Raw genomic sequence first — 16,919 nt, 5'->3', positions numbered from 1 at the left:
GGGGTTCTTTGTGTATCCGGGAAATATCAAGGGGATACCCGGGGAAGGTTAGCGCTCTAGCTACAGCCACCTCCCCCCTCCAAAACCAAGAAAAACCCAAAACAATAGCCGCCCGCCAGAGCATTACACTCTAGCGGGCGGCTATCTCTCATAAAGCGCTCCCTCACGCCGCCAGCGGCGCCTCAGAAAGCCTTAGAGAAAAAGATACGGGGAACCCCACGCTTATGCGTTCTTCCAGGGATCCTCCACGGGACGAGCTGCGTTGTAAGCTGCTGCGCCTGCAACGCCCAGCGCAACCAGCAGACCCAGGAATGCCAGGCCCTTACGGGGGCGCTTGCCGCCGTTACGCTCGATACGAGCCAGTTCCTTCTCAGCGGCGCGAACGGTCTTCGCGGTAGCCTTACGAGCCTTCTTCAGGGCCTTCTTGTTGCCGGTCAGCTTCTCAGCGAACATCTCAGCGGTCTTGCCTTCCAGTGCGGACTCAACAGCAGCCAGGGAAGAGACAACAGCCTGAGCCTTAGCAGCCTTGCGTGCCTTGCGCTTCTTGCAGCAGAACATGGGGTGACCTCCATCGGTTGAAATGCGCCAGCGACTAGAAAACGCCGCCGCGCGCGTAGTGTTCACCTCTCAGGATATTCAATTCCCGCCCAAAAAGCCCGCTCGACGGTGCGCCCGGGGCGAAAAAACATGTTAGATGGCGAATGAGCGCCGCCCCGTGCCACAATAGAGCCATGACTAATGCAACTGCTAAGGCAACTATCCACACTAACTACGGTGACATCGTCGTCGAGCTCTTCGGCAACCACGCACCGCTGACTGTTGAGAACTTCATCGGCCTCGCTGACGGCTCCCGTCAGTGGAAGCACCCCCGCACCGGTGAAATCATGAACACCCCCCTGTACAAGGACGTCGTGTTCCACCGCATCATCAAGGACTTCATGATTCAGGGTGGCGACCCCCTGGGCATGGGCGTTGGTGGCCCCGGCTACCAGTTCAAGGACGAGATTCACCCCGAGCTCTCCTTCTCCAAGCCCTACCTGCTGGCAATGGCTAACGCAGGCCCCGGCACCAACGGTTCTCAGTTCTTCATCACCACCGTTGAGACCCCCTGGCTGAACGGCCGCCACACCATCTTCGGTGAGGTCACCGACGAGGCATCCAAGAAGGTTGTTGACGCTATTGAGAGCGTTGAGACCGGCTTCCAGGACCGCCCGGTCAAGGACGTTGTCATCTCCTCGATCGACATCGAAAAGCTCTAATAAACCCCATCGGAAGGCTCATACGAGCATTCTGCTGAAGGTGTTGAGAAAACACGTATAGTTCAGGGGCCCGCCAGGATTCTTCCGGTGGGTCCCTGCGCTTATATGCCCACGCGCGCCATCCCCCGCACACCACCTTCGGATAATCCTGTACACAACCCCTGGAGGTTCAGTGGAGAACTTTCCCAACTACGCAGGCTACGGGCAGACTCCCACCGTCTGCGTCAACCACCCCAACCGCGTTAGCTACGCCCAGTGCAAGCGCTGCAACCGCACCGTCTGCGGCGAATGCCAGGTAGCGCTGGATGTGGGCATGGTCTGCCCCGACTGCTACCGCGACCTCACGGGCGGCAGCTCGAAGGCGCAAGGTTCGAAAGCACAGGGCTCATTCCTGGCGCGCCACTGGCACATTACGTACACGCTCATTCTGATTAACGTCGCGATGTACGGTCTGCAGCAGATCATTCCCAATGAATGGGTGGTTAGGCATGGCAACATCTGGTGGCCCTACGTCCAGCATGGCGAGTACTACCGCATCATCAGCTACGGTTTTCTGCATATGCAGAACGACCCGATGCACCTGGTGTGGAACATGATTAACCTCTTCATCTACGGTGTGTCCCTCGAACGCATGATGGGGCGCTGGAAGTTCCTCCTCGTGTACCTGGGCTCTATCGTCTTCGGCGCCCTCGGCGTGTACGTGCTGGCGTCTGACACCAGCGTGGTGGGTGCCTCCGGTGGTCTATTCGGCCTCATGGGCTCTTTCTTGACCCTGCTAATCATCAGGAAGCAGAAGGACACCGCACGAGTGTTCGTCATGATTACTGCCCCGAACATCATCTATAGCATTCTGACCCCCTCGAATATCTCCCACGCATGCCATGCGGGTGGTTTTGTCGGTGGTGTGCTGTTGACACTGCTGTTTGTCCCGCTTGTGGATAAGCCCGAGCCTCCTCAACAGCAGAGCCCGCAGCAATGGCAAAACGGCAGGTACTAAGCCTGAAAATACGTGAAAAATCTTCGGAAAATCCGGCACGAAAATCTTTGGAGAGGCAGTGGAGAACTTTCCCAACTACATGAATTACGGGCAGAGCCCCACGGTCTGCGTCAACCACCCCGACCGCGTTAGCTACGCCCAGTGTGGGCGCTGCAACCGAACAGTCTGCGGCGAATGCCAGACGGCGCAGGGCGCGGGTGTAGTATGCCCCGACTGCTACCGTGACCTAAATGGATTCGCCTCGAGCCCGACGCGTTCCTTCATCGCCCGGCACTGGCATATTACGTACACGCTCATTCTGATTAACGTCGTGGTGTACGGTCTGCAACAGATCATTCCATTCCGTTGGGTGTACAACCTCGGCGCGATGTCGGGTCCCAGTGTTCACCGCGGTGAGTACTACCGCTTGATCACGCACGGTTTTTTGCACTCGCAGAATGACCCGATGCACCTGGTGTGGAACATGATTTACCTCTTCATCTTCGGTGTATCTCTCGAACGAATGATGGGGCGTTGGAAGTTCCTCTTCGTATATATGGCTGCTACCCTGGGCGCTGGCTTCAGCGTGTATATCTTCGACTACTACAGTCGCACCGTGGGTGCCTCAGGCGGTGTGTATGGCCTCTATGGTGCCTTCTTCGTGATTCTGCTTCTCAGGAGGCAAAAGGACACAGCACGCCTCTTTATGCTACTCATCGGCATTGATGTGGTGCAGAGCCTCTTCCACCCGCATATTTCCCTCGCGGGACACTTTGGCGGTCTTGTCAGTGGCGCGCTCGCGACCCTGCTGATTATTCCGTTCGTGAAGAAGCCCGAGTCATCTGAATCTTCGGAGCCGCCGCAGCAGAGCCCGCGACGGTGGTTCAAGGGTCGCTATTGAGCCTGAAACCCGCGGAAATCCGCCGCAGAAGAGGGTTATCCACAGAGGTTTTCCACACTGTGCATAACTACATTCGTGTAATTCCACGATTGTGAGTACATGTTAAAAACCTGTGGATACAGGCTAAAACAACCGAATTACATAGGGTGAATTACACGGGTGTAAGAGTTTTCCCCAGATTTCTCCACAGATGTGGAAAACCTTAAGTACCAGGATGTGTGTAATTACAAAAAATTTCGGCGCGAAGCGCCGGATAGAACAAAAAGTGCCCGGAAGGATAAACCTTCCGGGCACTTTTGCGTATCGAGCCCCTCACGGGGCGAAGAAGCAGCGGGCGCGAACCTAGTTCGCCTGAGCCTCCGCCTCCTCAACCTCCTCGGGAGTAAGCTCCACGCCGGTGTACAGGCGGAACTGCTCAGCAGCCTGCAGAGCAATCACCTCGCCACCGTGAATAACTTCCTTACCCGCCGCGCGAGCCGCACGAATCAGCGGAGTCTCAACGGGCATCGCCACCACGTCAAAGACCACCTGAGCCTCAGCAATAGCCTCTTCGGGGTAGGACAGCTCCTCGCTCTCCTCACCACCAGCCATACCAATCGGGGTCACGTTCACCAGAATCGGCGCTCGCAGGTTGCCCACCTCCGGCGCCCAGGCGTACTCGTAACGCTCAGCCAGCGCGCGACCGGTCTCCTCGTTACGGGCAATAATCATGCCCTGCGAGAAGCCCGCATCAAAGAACGCGCCAGCCACAGCCGCCGCCATGCCGCCCGAACCGCGCAGCAGGAACGGCAGAGACGGATCCACGTTATGCGAACGCAGCAGGGAAGCCACCGCAATCACATCCGTGTTGTACGCCTTCAAGAAGCCGTCAGTGTTCACAATCGTGTTCACCGCGCCAATAACCGCAGCCGAGTGGTCCATATCGTCCATCAGCGGGATAACAGCCTGCTTAAACGGCATAGACACCGAGCAGCCACGAATACCCAGAGCACGTACGCCGGCGATAGCACCCTCAATGTCGGTGGTGGTCATCGCCTTGTACAGGTAATCCAGACCGTGCTTCTCGTACAGGTAATTATGGAACTTAATACCGTGATTCGACGGGCGACCAGACAAGGAAATGCAGACCGTCGTATCGCGATTCAGCGCCGGGCGAGCCATCTTAAGCCTCGCCGCCAGCGTCGAGAGTGTTCTGGATCAGCTTCTTCACCTTGTTGCGGCTCACCAGGTCAGCGACCACAAAGTGGGTGTCGCCGGTGTCCACGGTGGGGACGGTCGCGTTGCCGTCGTTGAGGGACTTCACGTGCGCCTCAGCCTGCGGATCCTCCCAAATGTTCACCCAGGTAGCGTGGTCGCCCAGCTCGCCCAGCTTAGAATCCAGAGCCTCGCAGTAGGGGCAGCCGGGGCGCCAATAAATGACGACGCCGCCAGCCTTCATGACCTCGCGTGCCTTCTGCTGATCGGACTGCTGACGTTCAAACATAGTTCCTCCATAGACGGGGTGCTCCGCGGTCTTCAGGAGGCACTGAAACCTACCTGAGGGCGCAGCTCAATAAGTTGACATATCAAGCATAGCCTGAGGTTACAGGGGCAGGGGAGAGGTCCTCATAGGGCGAACGCCCGCGCCGCACTCCCACAGCCTGTGCAGCACTCCCGCAGAACCCTTCACCCTGCGCTCCAGAAGCCTTCATCCCGTGCATTAACGGCATACGCCCCACACCAAGGTTGCCGGACCAATGATGCGGGGCGTATACAGTTCGCGAGAAAGCGCGAGTACTTGTGCTGAGTAAGAGTAAAAGAAGAGTGAAAACAGGCTACCAGACGGTAACCGAAGCTGAGCAATATGCCGAGTGAGTCGGTGAATGAAAGAACCCAGGCGGGGCAGAACGCCCCATTATGCGAGAGAGGTGTTGAGTGAAAGCCGTTGAGTGAAAGCCTGTAATACAAACCCAGGGAAAGGCGCCCTACCCCACGAGGAGGCGAGGTAGGGCGCCAATCCAAAGCAGGCTGTCGCCTTACTTGCCGAACTTCTCGGTCAGCTTGGAGACGTTGTCGGTCACGACCTCTTCAACCTTGGCAACGTGCTCGTCGGTGACGATCTCCTTGCCAGCCTTCTCGTTGATGACTTCCTGAGCCTTGTCGAGGCCCTGCTCAACGGTACCCTTGATATCGAAGCCCACGGGGGCCTCCTTTCTGCGCTTTCGCGCTCTAAAGCCTCACTCTTGGTGAGGTACCTGCCCGGGGCGGGCAGAAAATTGGAGTGTGATGCTTTGGTGGACGAAACCTGCAAGCTGGGCTTGTATGTGACGGTCGAACCCAGTGTAGATGCTATCCATATGCCGGACTATAGGCATCAAAACTTTACAGCTCACGGATTGCGTCCGTCGATAAGTGTACATACCCGCGAGGGCAAGAAAAACCACCCTCAGAAAACGTGGCGCAACTTTTGACTAATGACCAAAAAATTATGGCTTATCAGTGCGTTATTACGGGGGATGAACGGAGGAAATTTGCAGAAACTCGCAGGAAACTTCCAGCTATGAATATTGTTCAAAACCCCAAAAAACGCCCGTATGACACCCCGCCGATTTATGACAGACCTCAGCACCCAACCCTACAACACCGGAATATCCGTAGGAGCAGCGCCCGCAGCCCAATCATGAGACGCCGCAAAACCAGCAACCATCGGCAAAAAACGAGGCGCCGCATAGCCGCGCACAGCATACGCAGTCGCCACCGCATCCGCGGCAGCCTCCAGCTGAGAGGTCGGAATCAGCGCCATCACCGCGCCACCAAAACCGCCACCCACGATACGGGCACCCAACGCGCCCCGATCCAGGCACACCTGCACCGCATCATCAATCTCAGGGCGAGAAACACGCAACTCATCACGCATCGACACAAACGACTCCGTGAAAATGCGGCCCGCCTCCTCAAATGCCGCAAAGCCCAGCTCATCAGCATGCTGCAACAGATAGCTCGCACGACCCACCAGAGTCATATCGTGGAACGCATGACGCACCCAACCACGCGGGAACGAACACGGGCGACCCGCATCCTCCAGCGCATCCAAGGCACGATTCACCGAAGAATCCACCAAATCAGCACGCCACGCCTTTGCCGCACGCGCATCCATACCCGCACACGACAAATCCTCCGGTAGGGCATCACGCAAAAAACGCAGACCCAAAGCATCAGCGCACGCCTCAGACGCCGCACGACGAGCCGCAAAACCGCCATCCGTCAGCTCATGCGGAGTGTTCGTATCAATCACCAAAAAACTCAGGCCATGCTGAGCAATATCCACCGCAACCGGCTCAATCGAAAAATCACGGAAATCAACCACCAGAGCCTGCTCCGGATACGAACGCAACGACGCCGTCTGATCCAGGCCACCCGTATGCGCGCCAGCCACCTTATTCTCAGCCGTAATACACACCTGAGCCAGACGCGCACGCAACGCATCACTATCAGCCGGGGTAGTATCCGCCTGCGGGCACTCCTCACGCACCGGACACGAGAGCTCCAACAATGCCAAGGCCGTCGAACACTCCAAAGCCGCCGAAGACGACAAACCGCCACCCACCGGAACACGAGAATTAATCAGCAGATCAGCACCAAACTCATCGGGCAGCATAATATCCCTGCCGCCCTCCTGGTTCATCGCCCACGCAACACCCGCCACATAAGTGAACCAGCCCTTCAAATGACCCGGTTGAATATCGCGAATCACAACCGTGCGCTCGTCCCCCGGCATCTGCAACGACGAAGCACGCAACACACCATCACGACGCAACGCACCCGCAATATACGTGCGATACGGCAACGGCATCGGCAGACACGAGCCACCCAAAAAATCAATGTACTCGCCCAAAAGATTCAGGCGCCCAGGCGCAGACCACACACCATCCGGCTCATAACCATACGCAGTAATAAACTCCTCACGCACACGCGCAATCTCCGCGCTATGGTCCGGAAGAGCCGCCCACTGGGCGGTAGCGGTCATCGACATGGAACACCTCTGATCTAGCCCCGAAAGGGGCACTAGGACGTAAACGACACCCTACTCGACAGATGCCCAACAGGCATCAGAGCAAGCAGGTGTCCTCTCTAGACTAAAGCAGAGCACCGGCGAACATCGACTCACCCGCCACACCGCGCCGGTATCAGAGCGCGGCAGGGGAGAACCACACTAAGCGCACGGGTCGAGGCGCATGCAAAAGCCCCGCACCCCCACAAAGGGGGCACGGGGCACCATACATAACTAATAAACCAAAAGAAGGTGATTACGCATCCTGCGTATAGGGCTCCTGCACCACCATCATTGAATCAATCGCAGAGAGCAGATCCTGACGGTAACGGTTAAACGCATTCTCAATCAGAGGAACATCGCCACTCGCCACAGCCTCCTGCGGAGAAATCAGCGGCAGAGTCTGATACTCCTCCACCAGGCTCAACGCAATATGGGTCAACAAACGAGCACGACGCAGCGCCTCCGCATGACCCAAACCAAGAGCCTGGAACTCATGAGCCATAGCCACCACAGGCTTTAACTCGCGCGGGTGCAGAGTCAAACTCAAACGCACCACCTCAGGGCACTCACGAATCGGGTACAGCAGGGAGAACAACGTATCGCCGCGGCGAATCATCGAAGCGCGAATAGCCTCCGGATTCGGCTCAGCCTCCTCAGACATCGACTTCGGGGCACGAGCCAGAATGTAATCCGCCAACAGAATCAGAAGCTGCTGCTTATTCTTCACGTGGTAGTACAGAGCGCCGGGAGCCACGTGAAGCTCCTGAGCGAGTCGGCGCATGGAAAGGTCCGCCAAACCGTAGGTCGCCAAGACCTCGTAGGCGGTATCTAGAATCTTTTCACGGGAAAGTACCACCCTTTCATTTTAGGGTGTTCAAATCTGTAACGTGAGCAAGATGCACCCCACGGCAAACAAAAACCCCACAAATACGCGGCACAAACCCAAAAACCAATGTTGATTCTCACTCACTCGGAGCGAACGTTTCGCGTTTCACGAGCACTTTTGTCACCGAAAACCCTCCAGTACACGCAGAAAAAGGCAGACGCCCACGCTCTCGGCATAAAATCACGTCTTAAACCGCCCAAAACCGCCAAGGCAGGTAAACCTCGCGGGCGCCCACCCCAAAATCAGGTGTTTAATATTCGGTATGAGCAATGCATTTTCTGAACTAATCGAACGCGCCACCGCAGGCGAAGGCCTCAACCGCGAAGAAATCCACACCCTCCTCGTGGACGGTGAAGGCCAGGACTTCGCCCTTATTGAGGCAGCCTCCGTCGTGCGCCGCAACGAATTCCGCAACATGATTGCAATCCACACCGAAGATGAAGCACTCGCCGACGCACTCGGCACCCGCTCCATCGCCGTAGATTCCTACGACGTGCTGGACATCTCCCGCGACATCGACTCCGAAGAGCTCGCGGCAACCATCGAACGTATTGCTGAATCCTCCGCCATCGGCGTGACCGTACTGCTGCCCGAAAATGCAGTACCCATGATGCTGATGCGCGTGCTGTCCATCCTGCGCCTGGCGGCACCTGCCAAGGTCATTCACCTGCCCGAAGGCTACGAGCAGTCCCTGCGCTCGCTGACCTCCCTCGCAATGCACGTGGTCAGCGCCATCACCATTACCGACGACATTGAGCAGTGGCCCATGGTCAACGAGGTGCTCAAGGCTCTGCGCCACGGCGGCATCGTCATTTCCGGTACCGCTGGACGTGACGCCCTCGCAGGCTACCTGCGCTACCTCTCCGACCTCGGCGTGGACCTCATGGGTCACCGCGACGCACGCGGCTCCGCCTGTGGCTCGGTTGACGGCGGCGGATGCGGTTGCGGTTCGGGTGGCTGCGGTAGCCACGAGGAGCCGGCACCTTCCGCTGGTGGTTGTGGCTGCGGCTCGGGCGGATGCGGTTCCTCCGCTGAAGCTCCCGCTGAGCCTCACGGTCACTCTCACGGCGGCGGTGGCTGCTGCGGTGGCCACGATAAGCCGAAGGAAGAACAGGGTGGTTGCTGCGGCGGTCACGACGAGCCCGAACCGGTCGTTGAGGAAGCTCCCGCCGGTGGTTGCGGCTGTGGTGCTGGCGGTTGCGGTTCCAAGTAACCTGCTAGGGGTTCTTGCCCCAAGCCATATATTCCAAATATAGAATTTTCCCCTGAATACCTTGCTGAATAGTAGGGTTATTCAGGGGAAAACTCTATATTCCACACAAAGCATTAGGCTCAGAGGTAAACAATGCCAGAATAAACGCCGCAGAACCCCCATATCCGAAAAACGGAATGAACCCCTCCGGTAGAGTAGAAAGACGTAGCCGACTAATCCTAGCCGCGCGAAAGGAACAACACCGGACCAATGCTTTACCTCTCCGTTATTGTCATCATCCTGCTCGCGACCGTATTCATGGTCAGCGTCGGTGATCGACTCAACCTGCCCTGGCCGGTCATGATGACCCTGCTCGGCGCTGCCGCGCTCTTCATCCCCAACCGACCGGACATCACCATCGACAGCGACATCATCCTGCCGATCTTCCTTCCGCCGCTACTGTGGGCCATCGGCGTTAAATTCTCCTGGGGCACCCTGCGCCGCCGCTGGAGATCCGTACTGCTCTACTCGGTCCTTCTCACCACCGTCTCTGCCCTGGCAATTGCCGGCGCAGCCATGTGGTGGGTCCCCGGCATGACCATCGCCGTCGCCCTTGCCGTCGGTGCCGCCGTCTCCCCGCCCGACCCCGTCGCCGTGGAAGCAGTCGCTGAGCCCGTCGGCATCCCCCGCCGCCTCATCGGCACCCTGCAGACCGAAGGTAGCTTCAACGACGCTATCGCAATCGTTCTCTTCCACGCCGCAATCCACTCCATGACCAGCGACCACCACATCGAGCCGCTCTCGGTCGCTAAAGACTTCGTGCTCGGCTCGATCCTCGCGGTCATTATTGGTTACATCTTCGGCTGGCTCGGCGGCTACGTTCGCCAGCGCGCCCACGACGTGGTCACCAGCAACGCCGTGACCCTCGTGATCCCCTTCGGCGCCTACCTCGCTGCTGAAAGCGTGCATGCCTCCGGCGTTATTGCCGTGGTCATCGGCGCTATCCAGTTCACCAGCACCAAATACATGGCGGCACTCGAAGCGGAAGAACGCCTCTCCTCCACCTCCTTCTGGCAGATTATTGAGCTGCTCATGACCGGTGTCGCCTTCGGCCTCATCGGCCTGCAGGCAAGTAGCATCATCGCCACCGCCGACCCCTCCCGTACCGCAGGCCTCTTTGTTGATGGTGCACTGGTCGCACTGGTCGCCATCCTGGTGCGCCTCATCTGGTTCACCATCGTCTGGCTGGCAGGACGCAAGAACCCCATCCACGAGGGTGCCCCCGAAAGCTTCGCCGAAGTTATCATCATGACCTGGTCCGGCATGCGAGGCCTCGTGACCCTGATTCTTGCCCTGTCCATCCCCGTGGTCAACGGCACCGAACAGGTCCGCCAGGACGCCATCGTCATGATGCTCTCCGTGCTCTTCTTCACCCTCGTGCTACCCGGCCTGACCCTGCCCATGCTCGTGAAGGTCCTTGGCGTGCGGGCTAACCATGAAGAAGAAACCGCCGTACCCGAACTGCTCAAGATCGCGCAGGTTGCAGCCCTCGAGGCGCTGCAGGCAGAAGCGAAGGCAACCACCGATCCTGAGACCTACGCCCGCGTGAAGGAAATGTGCTCCGCCATTACCCGCCGCGACGAAATCAGCGAGGCGCTGCCCGAAGAATACAAGCAGCACATGGAGAAGATTAAGGACAAGAGGAACGACTTCGTGCGCCTGCGCGATGCCGCCCTCGTCGCCGCGCAAAACGAGGTTATTTCTGCTCAGGACCGTTACGACTCCCACGACGTGACCCGCGTGGTGCGTAAGCTGGACATCCTGGCGCAGGCAGAAAGCATCCGCTCCTCCGGCATGTTCATTCTTCCCGCCATGACCGCCGGCGCGGTCGCCATGGAACGCTACAACCTCTGGAAGAAGCACCAGGGCACCCTGAGCACCCGCGCAATCCCCGTGGTGGAAAACGCGCCCGCCTCGCCTCTGGTCACCAACGAGGTAACCCCCACGTCCTAGCCGGTACCTGCACCGCGTGCATGAATGTTACGTTTCTGCCCCTGCCTACGCCACCGAGATAAGCCCGTTGGTCTTTAGCTCACAGGCGATAGACAAGGGCAGAAGCAGATTAAGCCTCAACTATCACCTAAAATGAGACAGGAAACGTAGTGACCGTACGTTAGCTCTCTCAAACTCACGAACACATTGAAAGTAGACATGGATTTCAAGACTCTCTCGCCTGCGTACCTGACCTCCCTCGGCGTGATTTTTTGCGGCGCGCTCTTGATCGGAACCTCCAACCCCTGGCTCCTGTGGCTCGGCTGGATCCTTCTGATTCTTGCGTTGGGTCTGAACGTCCTTGCCTTTGTGCTGTCCGTGGGTAAGGCGAAGGGCGACCCGACCCCCGCACTGGTTGCCAACCTGGACGGCATCGAGTCCTCCGTTGAGAACCGTATCCGCGAGCGCTCGGAGCACCGCCGTGAAGAGCGTGAAGCTGCTGAGCATGAGGTAGTCGAGCACGATGCTGCGGCGCAGGCTGACCAGGAAGTAGCTCCCGCTGAATCCGTTGAGACCGTTGAGGCGACCGAGCCCGCTGAAGCTGCAGAGGTCCGCGAGGAAGAGCCCACCGAATCTCAGCCGATTGTTGATCGTGCCCCCGGCCGTATGAGCGTTCTGCCCTCGCGTCCCCGTTCGGGTCGTGCCCCCAAGCCCCGCTCCAACGCACGCTAGGTAGGTCGGTAGTGAATACGAAGTTTTTGCTTTCCCCGGCGTACCTGGTTTCTGTTGCCCTGATGCTTTCCGGCGCGGTGCTTTCCGGTGGTCGGTTCATGCTGATCGGCTGGATTCTGTGCATTGTGGGTGTCTGCTTGAACGCCATGACCCTGGTGGTGCTGACGAATCGTGAGCAGCTGTACACCATGGAGGCGAAGGCTGCCCGAGGCACCCGCCGCGGCTTTGATGACCGCCCCGCTGTGGTGCAGCGATTGGACGAGGCCCCGGCTACTGACAGCGCAGACGAAGGATCTGCGGAGTCCGTCGAGGAAGCCGCAGAAGAGCCCGTTGAAGCACCCGCGCAGAAGACCAACTAGGCTTTATACCTTTAGACGCTAAAACCCCCTCAGAGAACATCTGAGGGGGTTTCTTGATGCCTGTGCACTCACGATGTTTAGCGCTGAGCACCCAGCTTCTGTGCCGCGAAATCCGCGTACTCCTGCACGTGCGCGCGGGCCTGCTTGGTCAGCGCCTTATTCTCCTCCAGGATGCGCGCCGACTGCACCGCCATCAGCTCCAGGTACTGGCGGTCGCGGGTTTTCTTCCAGGCGGTGCGTGCCGCCTCCAGCTCCGCAAAATCGTTGAGCGCCTGACGTTGCATCGTGTACCGCACCCACATGAGCACCAGAATCAGCACCAGCGGAATGAGGCACGCCCAGCTCTGCCACAGCCCGTACAGCGCCGCCGCAATGGCACCCAAAACAATCAGCACCGGAGAAATTGAGACGATGGGGGAGTCCGGGCGACTCTTCTGGTTCTTCACGAGCGATTCACGCGCCATAGCGCGGAAGGTGTCGGAGAAGCTGGAGGGGTCGTAAGACTGGTCAGGCTCGGGCTGCTGGCTCTTTGCGGACTGGGGTTTGGGAGACTTAGAGGAAGAGGGGCACATAGAAACCTCACGGGGCAATGACGGGTACGGGGAGTATTGGAAAGTGGGTGTTTCACGTGAAACGGGAGGTAAGCGGCGAGTATGCGCAAGCGGCTGGCAGGCGCTCTGCGCTCGCCGCGCCTGAACGCCGCCTCGGCAGCTTCTACAGGAAAACTTCTACAGGGAAGCCTCAATAAACTCGTACGCCTTATCCACACAATCGGTGGTGACGGCCTTAACCTCGTCGGGGGAGTAGCTGAAAGACGCCGAACGGTCAGCGTAGCGGTGCATGTCGATGTCGTTCCACGAGTCACCAATCGTGTGCACCTCATAGGAGGTGCCCGGATGCTCAGCCTGCAGGTACTCCACCAGGTGCTGCAGACCGCTACCCTTGGTGCAGGCGGGCGGCACAATGTCCAGGAAGTCCTGGTTCTTGTGGCAGTCCACCGAGTCACCAAAACGGTCCAGAATCCAGGTGTACGCCGCCTCGCGGACCTGTGCATCCGGAATCCACAGGGGCACACCCACGTACTCGTGATTCTGCAGGTCATCAGCCGGCAGGGGAGTGAACTCCGGCAGAATATTCGTCGAGGAACCCACCCGGTCGCAGAGGCTGTAATCGTTATCCAGAGTGGTGGCGAACAGAGCCACACCGTCCACGGTGCTGAAATGCTCGTAGCACGCCTGCACAACACTCACCGGAAGAGGCTGACGGTAAATCACCCTGTAATCCCAGTCGGTAATCACCGCACCCGTGTACAGCACGTGGTAATCAAAGCGGATGGTGGTCGGGTTCAACGCCAGCTGCGTGGCAAAAATGCTCTTGCCCGTACAAGACACCGCCAGGTTACCCTCCGCCTGCCAGCGGGCAATCGCCCGCTCATTGGCAGGCTCCACGGCGCGGTTAAACAGGATCGTGCCGTCCAAATCGAAAGCCATCAACTTGGTCATAAAAACTCCTTCACGGAAGGGCTGCATTGCCGCACACTGCGCTCCGCAACCCATGAAAATGCCCACGAAAAACGCCCATAAAAAACGGGGATGCCGCCGGTACTTCAAGTGTACCGACCGCACCCCCGCCACTTGAGATACAGCCCCTGAATCTCACGCCTTCACTAAAGGGTGAAAGGGCTCATCTCTCAGATTTTTAGAGAGCCAGGAAACCCAGGTACGAACCGAGGATACCCACGGCAAACAGAGCGAAAATCAACCAGATAGCGTTGACCTTCTTCTTCAGAAGCCACATGCACAGGAAGCACAGACCCAGCGACGCAAGACCCGGCAGCAGGTCGTTCAGCACCGACTGAACGGTCACATCCACCATCGCGCCAGCCTGGTTCTTGTAGCTGGTCAGCGGCAACGGAATGTTCACGCTCGTCCAGCGGTACACCAGCGCACCCATCACGAACAGACCCATCACGGACGCACCCTGAGTAATCTTCTGCAGGGTGTTACCGCCCGCCTCAGTCACAATCTGGGTACCCTTCTCGTAACCGTACTTGAAGCCGTACCAGCGGGTCGCCCAGCGAATCGCGGTCAGGCCGAAGAAGAACAGCAGCGGGCCCAGAATATTACCGGTCACCGCCAGGGATGCACCCAGAGCCGCCAGCACGATACGTGCGGTACCCCAGTAAATCGGGTCACCCACACCAGCCAGCGGGCCCATCAGACCCACCTTCACGTTGGTGATAGCGGCCTCGTCAATGTCCTTACCGGATGCCTTCTCACGCTCCATCGCAGCGGTCACACCCATAATCGAGGATGCAACCCATGGCTGGGTGTTGAAGAACTCCAGGTGGCGGGTCAGCGCCTCCGCCTGGTCTTCCTTCTTGGTGTAGAAGCGCTTAATAGCCGGAATCATGGAAACCGCGAAACCGATGGACTGCATACGCTCAAAGTTGAACGAACCAAGCAGGAAAGTGGAGCGGATGTAGGTTTCGACCTTATCGCGCTGGGTGAGCTCGGGAACTTCAACGAGCTCGACGTTCTTGTTCTCAGTCATGATGATGCTCCTTACTCGAGCTCGTTATCGAGGTCGTTTGCTGCGGCTGCCGGTGCTGCGGCGGGTGCCTCGCTCTTATGGAAGAGCGGGTTCAGCTGGGTGTACAGCAGACCCAGGCAGGCGCCCACAATACCGATAGCAACCAGGTTGAACTGTGCCGGGGTGGACAGTGCCACCAGAACATCCTCGGGCTTTCCGCCGGCAAGAGGCACAATCGACTGGGTTGCCGGGATAGCGGCAGCGGCAATGAAACCGAGGAAGAAGAAGGGCATGAGAGCCTTCGAACGCATCATGTTGATGACCATTGCGAAACCGACCACGGTAATCATGCCACCGGCAATACGCAGACCAATGGTCACCTGTTCCGGAATCATGCCCAGCAGGCGGGTCAGCTCTTCGGAGCTAATCAGAGCCACAATAGCGGTCGGGATAGCAACGCGCAGACCCTGCAGAGCCATACCGCTGAGGTGCATCAGTTCAATACCTCGGAAGTTCGCCGTCTTCGCGAAATTATCTGCCTGATGCTGGAAGAACACCGTAATAGTACGAACGAAAATGGTCAGAACCTGACCTGCTGCCGCCAGCGGCACAGCAATCGCAATACCGGTGGTGATGTCCTGGTGACCCTGAATCACAACAACAGCAGAGATGGTGGACGCCAGAGCCGAGTCGGGAGCCATTGCCGCACCGACGTTCATCCAGCCCAGTGCGATGAGCTCCAGTGCGCCACCGAGCATAATGCCGGTGGTCGGGTCACCCAGCGCGCAACCCATCAGGGTACAAGCAACCAGGGGGCGGTGGAACTGACGCTCGTCCACCACGGATGCGACGCCCGCAATGAACGCCACGAGAACAACGAGAATAAACGTCAGGGCGCTCATGCGTCCAGGCCTTTCTGCTTGAGGATTTTTTCCAAATCAACCGGGGAGTGGTTGGGCAGCTGCTGCACCGTCAGCTTCACACCGCGCTTAATGAGTTCGCGGTAGGCTTCCAGGTGCTCCTCGGAGGCGTACACTGCGTCCGAGAGTTGAACCATGCCGGTCTTGAAGGTGACGCCACCAACGTTCACTTCGTTGATCTTGACGCCTTCGTCGAGCAGCCGCACCACGTCAACGGGGGATTCTACGACGAACATGGTCTTCATGCCGGTGTACTTGGGGTTGTTGTACACGCGGCCAGCCTTAGCGATGTCCAGGACGTTGGTCTTCACACTGGTCGGCGCGACCTGCAACAGCAGGGACTTGCGCAGCTGATCGTGTGCCGCATTATCGGATGCCGCGATGAAGGTCTGCGGTGCGATATGCGGAACCCAGGTGCCTGCCACCTGACCGTGAATCAGGCGGGAGTCGATGCGGGTGAAGATAGCGTCCATGGTGCCGCCGGGAACCTGCTGAGCAGCCGGAACCTCGACCGCCTTGGTCTCTGCGGGCTTCGCCTCGGCGGGCTTGGCGGCTGCGGGCTGGTTCGCCTCCTGGAAGGAGCGAATACCCTTAGTGCCAGCCTTGTGCGCCTTAGCGACCAGGGACTTGAGGGTTGCGTTCTTACGGCCTGCGCCGGAGATGACCTCAATAAGCATCGGTACGTTGACACCGGAGACGACGTCGACGCCCTCGCGGGTGGCTGCGAACTGCGCACCGGCGTTGTAGGGGCTACCGCCGAAGAGGTCGACCAGCAGCAGGGTTTCCTCTGCTTCGGACGCCTCAACGATGCGGGTGTACTCTTCGACGAGATCTTCGGGGCCCTGACCCGGCAGGAACGTGACCGGGTGGACGTTTTCGAAGTTACCGAGGATCATGCCGGCGGTCTTCAGCAGAGCCGGAGCCGACTCGCCGTGTGCCGCCACAATGATAGTGACCATAGTGGTCCTCTCGTTTTCGTGACATGGTGTGTATAGGTCCCGTGAAGGGCCTCATAATTCTCAGATAGTAACACGTTGTTTTTGTGTTTTGTGGGTTTTTTCTGAGCATGCACACTTTAGGTTCTTGTGACATTTTTATCGGTGTTGGAATATGGGTTTTTGATGTCAAAACACGTAT

At 58.4% G+C, this 16,919-nt stretch carries 18 protein-coding genes; 7 read left to right on the top strand and 11 right to left on the bottom strand.

The features are described from left to right. Positions 1–222: 222 nt before the first annotated feature. Positions 223–558, bottom strand: coding sequence for a hypothetical protein (locus tag RQ593_RS06420; protein WP_049345994.1), 336 nt, complete (start codon positions 556–558; stop codon positions 223–225). A 173-nt stretch (positions 559–731) separates the two neighbouring features. On the opposite strand from RQ593_RS06420, the gene RQ593_RS06415 reads away from it, so the two are divergent. The 3 genes from RQ593_RS06415 to RQ593_RS06405 all read left to right on the top strand — a co-directional run bounded on the left by RQ593_RS06415 (position 732) and on the right by RQ593_RS06405 (position 3,136). After that, entirely contained in the window at positions 732–1,259 is a 528-nt protein-coding gene (locus tag RQ593_RS06415; protein ID WP_049352247.1) for a peptidylprolyl isomerase, read from the top strand. Between the two features lie 172 nt (positions 1,260–1,431). Further along, positions 1,432–2,256 carry a rhomboid family intramembrane serine protease gene (locus RQ593_RS06410; RefSeq protein WP_049338659.1) on the top strand — a complete coding sequence of 275 codons (825 nt, stop codon included), beginning with the start codon at positions 1,432–1,434 and terminating at the stop codon, positions 2,254–2,256. Between the two features lie 58 nt (positions 2,257–2,314). Then, positions 2,315–3,136, top strand: a complete 822-nt coding sequence (locus RQ593_RS06405; RefSeq protein WP_049326841.1) for a rhomboid family intramembrane serine protease — start codon at positions 2,315–2,317, stop codon at positions 3,134–3,136. Between the two features lie 342 nt (positions 3,137–3,478). On the opposite strand, the gene RQ593_RS06400 is transcribed toward RQ593_RS06405, so the two are convergent. The 5 genes from RQ593_RS06400 to RQ593_RS06380 all read right to left on the bottom strand — a co-directional run bounded on the left by RQ593_RS06400 (position 3,479) and on the right by RQ593_RS06380 (position 8,025). After that, positions 3,479–4,297, bottom strand: coding sequence for a shikimate 5-dehydrogenase (locus RQ593_RS06400; RefSeq protein WP_049326840.1), 819 nt, complete (start codon positions 4,295–4,297; stop codon positions 3,479–3,481). Position 4,298: 1 nt separating this feature from the next. Beyond that, positions 4,299–4,619 carry a glutaredoxin domain-containing protein gene (locus RQ593_RS06395; protein ID WP_311450131.1) on the bottom strand — a complete coding sequence of 107 codons (321 nt, stop codon included), beginning with the start codon at positions 4,617–4,619 and terminating at the stop codon, positions 4,299–4,301. A gap of 532 nt (positions 4,620–5,151) precedes the next feature. Further along, positions 5,152–5,316 carry a ribosome recycling factor gene (locus RQ593_RS06390; protein WP_306524695.1) on the bottom strand — a complete coding sequence of 55 codons (165 nt, stop codon included), beginning with the start codon at positions 5,314–5,316 and terminating at the stop codon, positions 5,152–5,154. Between the two features lie 434 nt (positions 5,317–5,750). Beyond that, the gene (locus RQ593_RS06385) at positions 5,751–7,148 is read right to left on the bottom strand and encodes a galactokinase family protein (protein WP_296546710.1); all 1,398 of its coding nucleotides are present in this window, start codon (positions 7,146–7,148) and stop codon (positions 5,751–5,753) included. A 274-nt stretch (positions 7,149–7,422) separates the two neighbouring features. After that, a complete protein-coding gene (locus RQ593_RS06380; RefSeq protein ID WP_012902649.1) occupies positions 7,423–8,025 on the bottom strand; it encodes a TetR/AcrR family transcriptional regulator in 603 nt (200 codons plus the stop codon). 292 nt (positions 8,026–8,317) lie between these two features. Between RQ593_RS06380 and RQ593_RS06375 the strand changes: the two genes are divergently transcribed. The 4 genes from RQ593_RS06375 (at position 8,318) to RQ593_RS06360 (ending at position 12,330) form a co-directional block, all read left to right on the top strand. Then, entirely contained in the window at positions 8,318–9,268 is a 951-nt protein-coding gene (locus tag RQ593_RS06375; RefSeq protein WP_311450130.1) for a biotin synthase, read from the top strand. Between the two features lie 249 nt (positions 9,269–9,517). Then, positions 9,518–11,260, top strand: a complete 1,743-nt coding sequence (locus tag RQ593_RS06370) for a sodium:proton antiporter (RefSeq protein ID WP_311450129.1) — start codon at positions 9,518–9,520, stop codon at positions 11,258–11,260. A gap of 198 nt (positions 11,261–11,458) precedes the next feature. Further along, positions 11,459–11,971 carry a hypothetical protein gene (locus tag RQ593_RS06365; RefSeq protein WP_102033638.1) on the top strand — a complete coding sequence of 171 codons (513 nt, stop codon included), beginning with the start codon at positions 11,459–11,461 and terminating at the stop codon, positions 11,969–11,971. Positions 11,972–11,982: 11 nt separating this feature from the next. Then, entirely contained in the window at positions 11,983–12,330 is a 348-nt protein-coding gene (locus tag RQ593_RS06360; RefSeq protein ID WP_005507997.1) for a hypothetical protein, read from the top strand. A 77-nt stretch (positions 12,331–12,407) separates the two neighbouring features. Here RQ593_RS06360 and RQ593_RS06355 read toward each other — a convergent pair whose 3' ends face one another. The 5 genes from RQ593_RS06355 to RQ593_RS06335 all read right to left on the bottom strand — a co-directional run bounded on the left by RQ593_RS06355 (position 12,408) and on the right by RQ593_RS06335 (position 16,741). Beyond that, positions 12,408–12,902: a hypothetical protein gene (locus RQ593_RS06355; protein WP_303958144.1), complete on the bottom strand. Its 495-nt coding sequence runs from the start codon at positions 12,900–12,902 to the stop codon at positions 12,408–12,410. A 156-nt stretch (positions 12,903–13,058) separates the two neighbouring features. Continuing rightward, the gene (locus tag RQ593_RS06350; RefSeq protein WP_311450128.1) at positions 13,059–13,832 is read right to left on the bottom strand and encodes an HAD family hydrolase; all 774 of its coding nucleotides are present in this window, start codon (positions 13,830–13,832) and stop codon (positions 13,059–13,061) included. Positions 13,833–14,028: 196 nt separating this feature from the next. Further along, a complete protein-coding gene (locus RQ593_RS06345) occupies positions 14,029–14,883 on the bottom strand; it encodes a PTS mannose transporter subunit IID (protein ID WP_311450127.1) in 855 nt (284 codons plus the stop codon). Positions 14,884–14,894: 11 nt separating this feature from the next. Continuing rightward, positions 14,895–15,764: a PTS mannose/fructose/sorbose transporter subunit IIC gene (locus RQ593_RS06340; RefSeq protein WP_311450126.1), complete on the bottom strand. Its 870-nt coding sequence runs from the start codon at positions 15,762–15,764 to the stop codon at positions 14,895–14,897. After that, positions 15,761–16,741: a mannose/fructose/sorbose PTS transporter subunit IIA gene (locus RQ593_RS06335; RefSeq protein WP_049326832.1), complete on the bottom strand. Its 981-nt coding sequence runs from the start codon at positions 16,739–16,741 to the stop codon at positions 15,761–15,763. The genes RQ593_RS06340 and RQ593_RS06335 overlap by 4 nt, the downstream gene beginning before the upstream one ends. Between the last annotated feature and the right edge of the window lie 178 nt (positions 16,742–16,919).

The sequence above is a fragment of the uncultured Rothia sp. genome (genome assembly GCF_963507905.1).
In the GTDB taxonomy this organism is placed as follows: Bacteria; Actinomycetota; Actinomycetes; order Actinomycetales; family Micrococcaceae; genus Rothia.
Note: the sequence above shows the minus strand (reverse complement) of the source record. Positions and strands in the feature narration are given on the sequence as shown.

Excerpts from the sequence above, each read along its gene's own strand:
- RQ593_RS06355 (WP_303958144.1), bottom strand. The coding sequence starts at position 12,902 with ATGTGCCCCTCTTCCTCTAAGTCTCCCAAACCCCAGTCCGCAAAGAGC.
- RQ593_RS06395 (WP_311450131.1), bottom strand. The coding sequence starts at position 4,619 with ATGTTTGAACGTCAGCAGTCCGATCAGCAGAAGGCACGCGAGGTCATG.
- RQ593_RS06420 (WP_049345994.1), bottom strand. The coding sequence starts at position 558 with ATGTTCTGCTGCAAGAAGCGCAAGGCACGCAAGGCTGCTAAGGCTCAG.
- RQ593_RS06375 (WP_311450130.1), top strand. The coding sequence starts at position 8,318 with ATGAGCAATGCATTTTCTGAACTAATCGAACGCGCCACCGCAGGCGAA.
- RQ593_RS06370 (WP_311450129.1), top strand. The coding sequence starts at position 9,518 with ATGCTTTACCTCTCCGTTATTGTCATCATCCTGCTCGCGACCGTATTC.
- RQ593_RS06335 (WP_049326832.1), bottom strand. The coding sequence starts at position 16,741 with ATGGTCACTATCATTGTGGCGGCACACGGCGAGTCGGCTCCGGCTCTG.
- RQ593_RS06400 (WP_049326840.1), bottom strand. The coding sequence starts at position 4,297 with ATGGCTCGCCCGGCGCTGAATCGCGATACGACGGTCTGCATTTCCTTG.
- RQ593_RS06415 (WP_049352247.1), top strand. The coding sequence starts at position 732 with ATGACTAATGCAACTGCTAAGGCAACTATCCACACTAACTACGGTGAC.
- RQ593_RS06340 (WP_311450126.1), bottom strand. The coding sequence starts at position 15,764 with ATGAGCGCCCTGACGTTTATTCTCGTTGTTCTCGTGGCGTTCATTGCG.
- RQ593_RS06350 (WP_311450128.1), bottom strand. The coding sequence starts at position 13,832 with ATGACCAAGTTGATGGCTTTCGATTTGGACGGCACGATCCTGTTTAAC.
- RQ593_RS06385 (WP_296546710.1), bottom strand. The coding sequence starts at position 7,148 with ATGTCGATGACCGCTACCGCCCAGTGGGCGGCTCTTCCGGACCATAGC.
- RQ593_RS06365 (WP_102033638.1), top strand. The coding sequence starts at position 11,459 with ATGGATTTCAAGACTCTCTCGCCTGCGTACCTGACCTCCCTCGGCGTG.
- RQ593_RS06345 (WP_311450127.1), bottom strand. The coding sequence starts at position 14,883 with ATGACTGAGAACAAGAACGTCGAGCTCGTTGAAGTTCCCGAGCTCACC.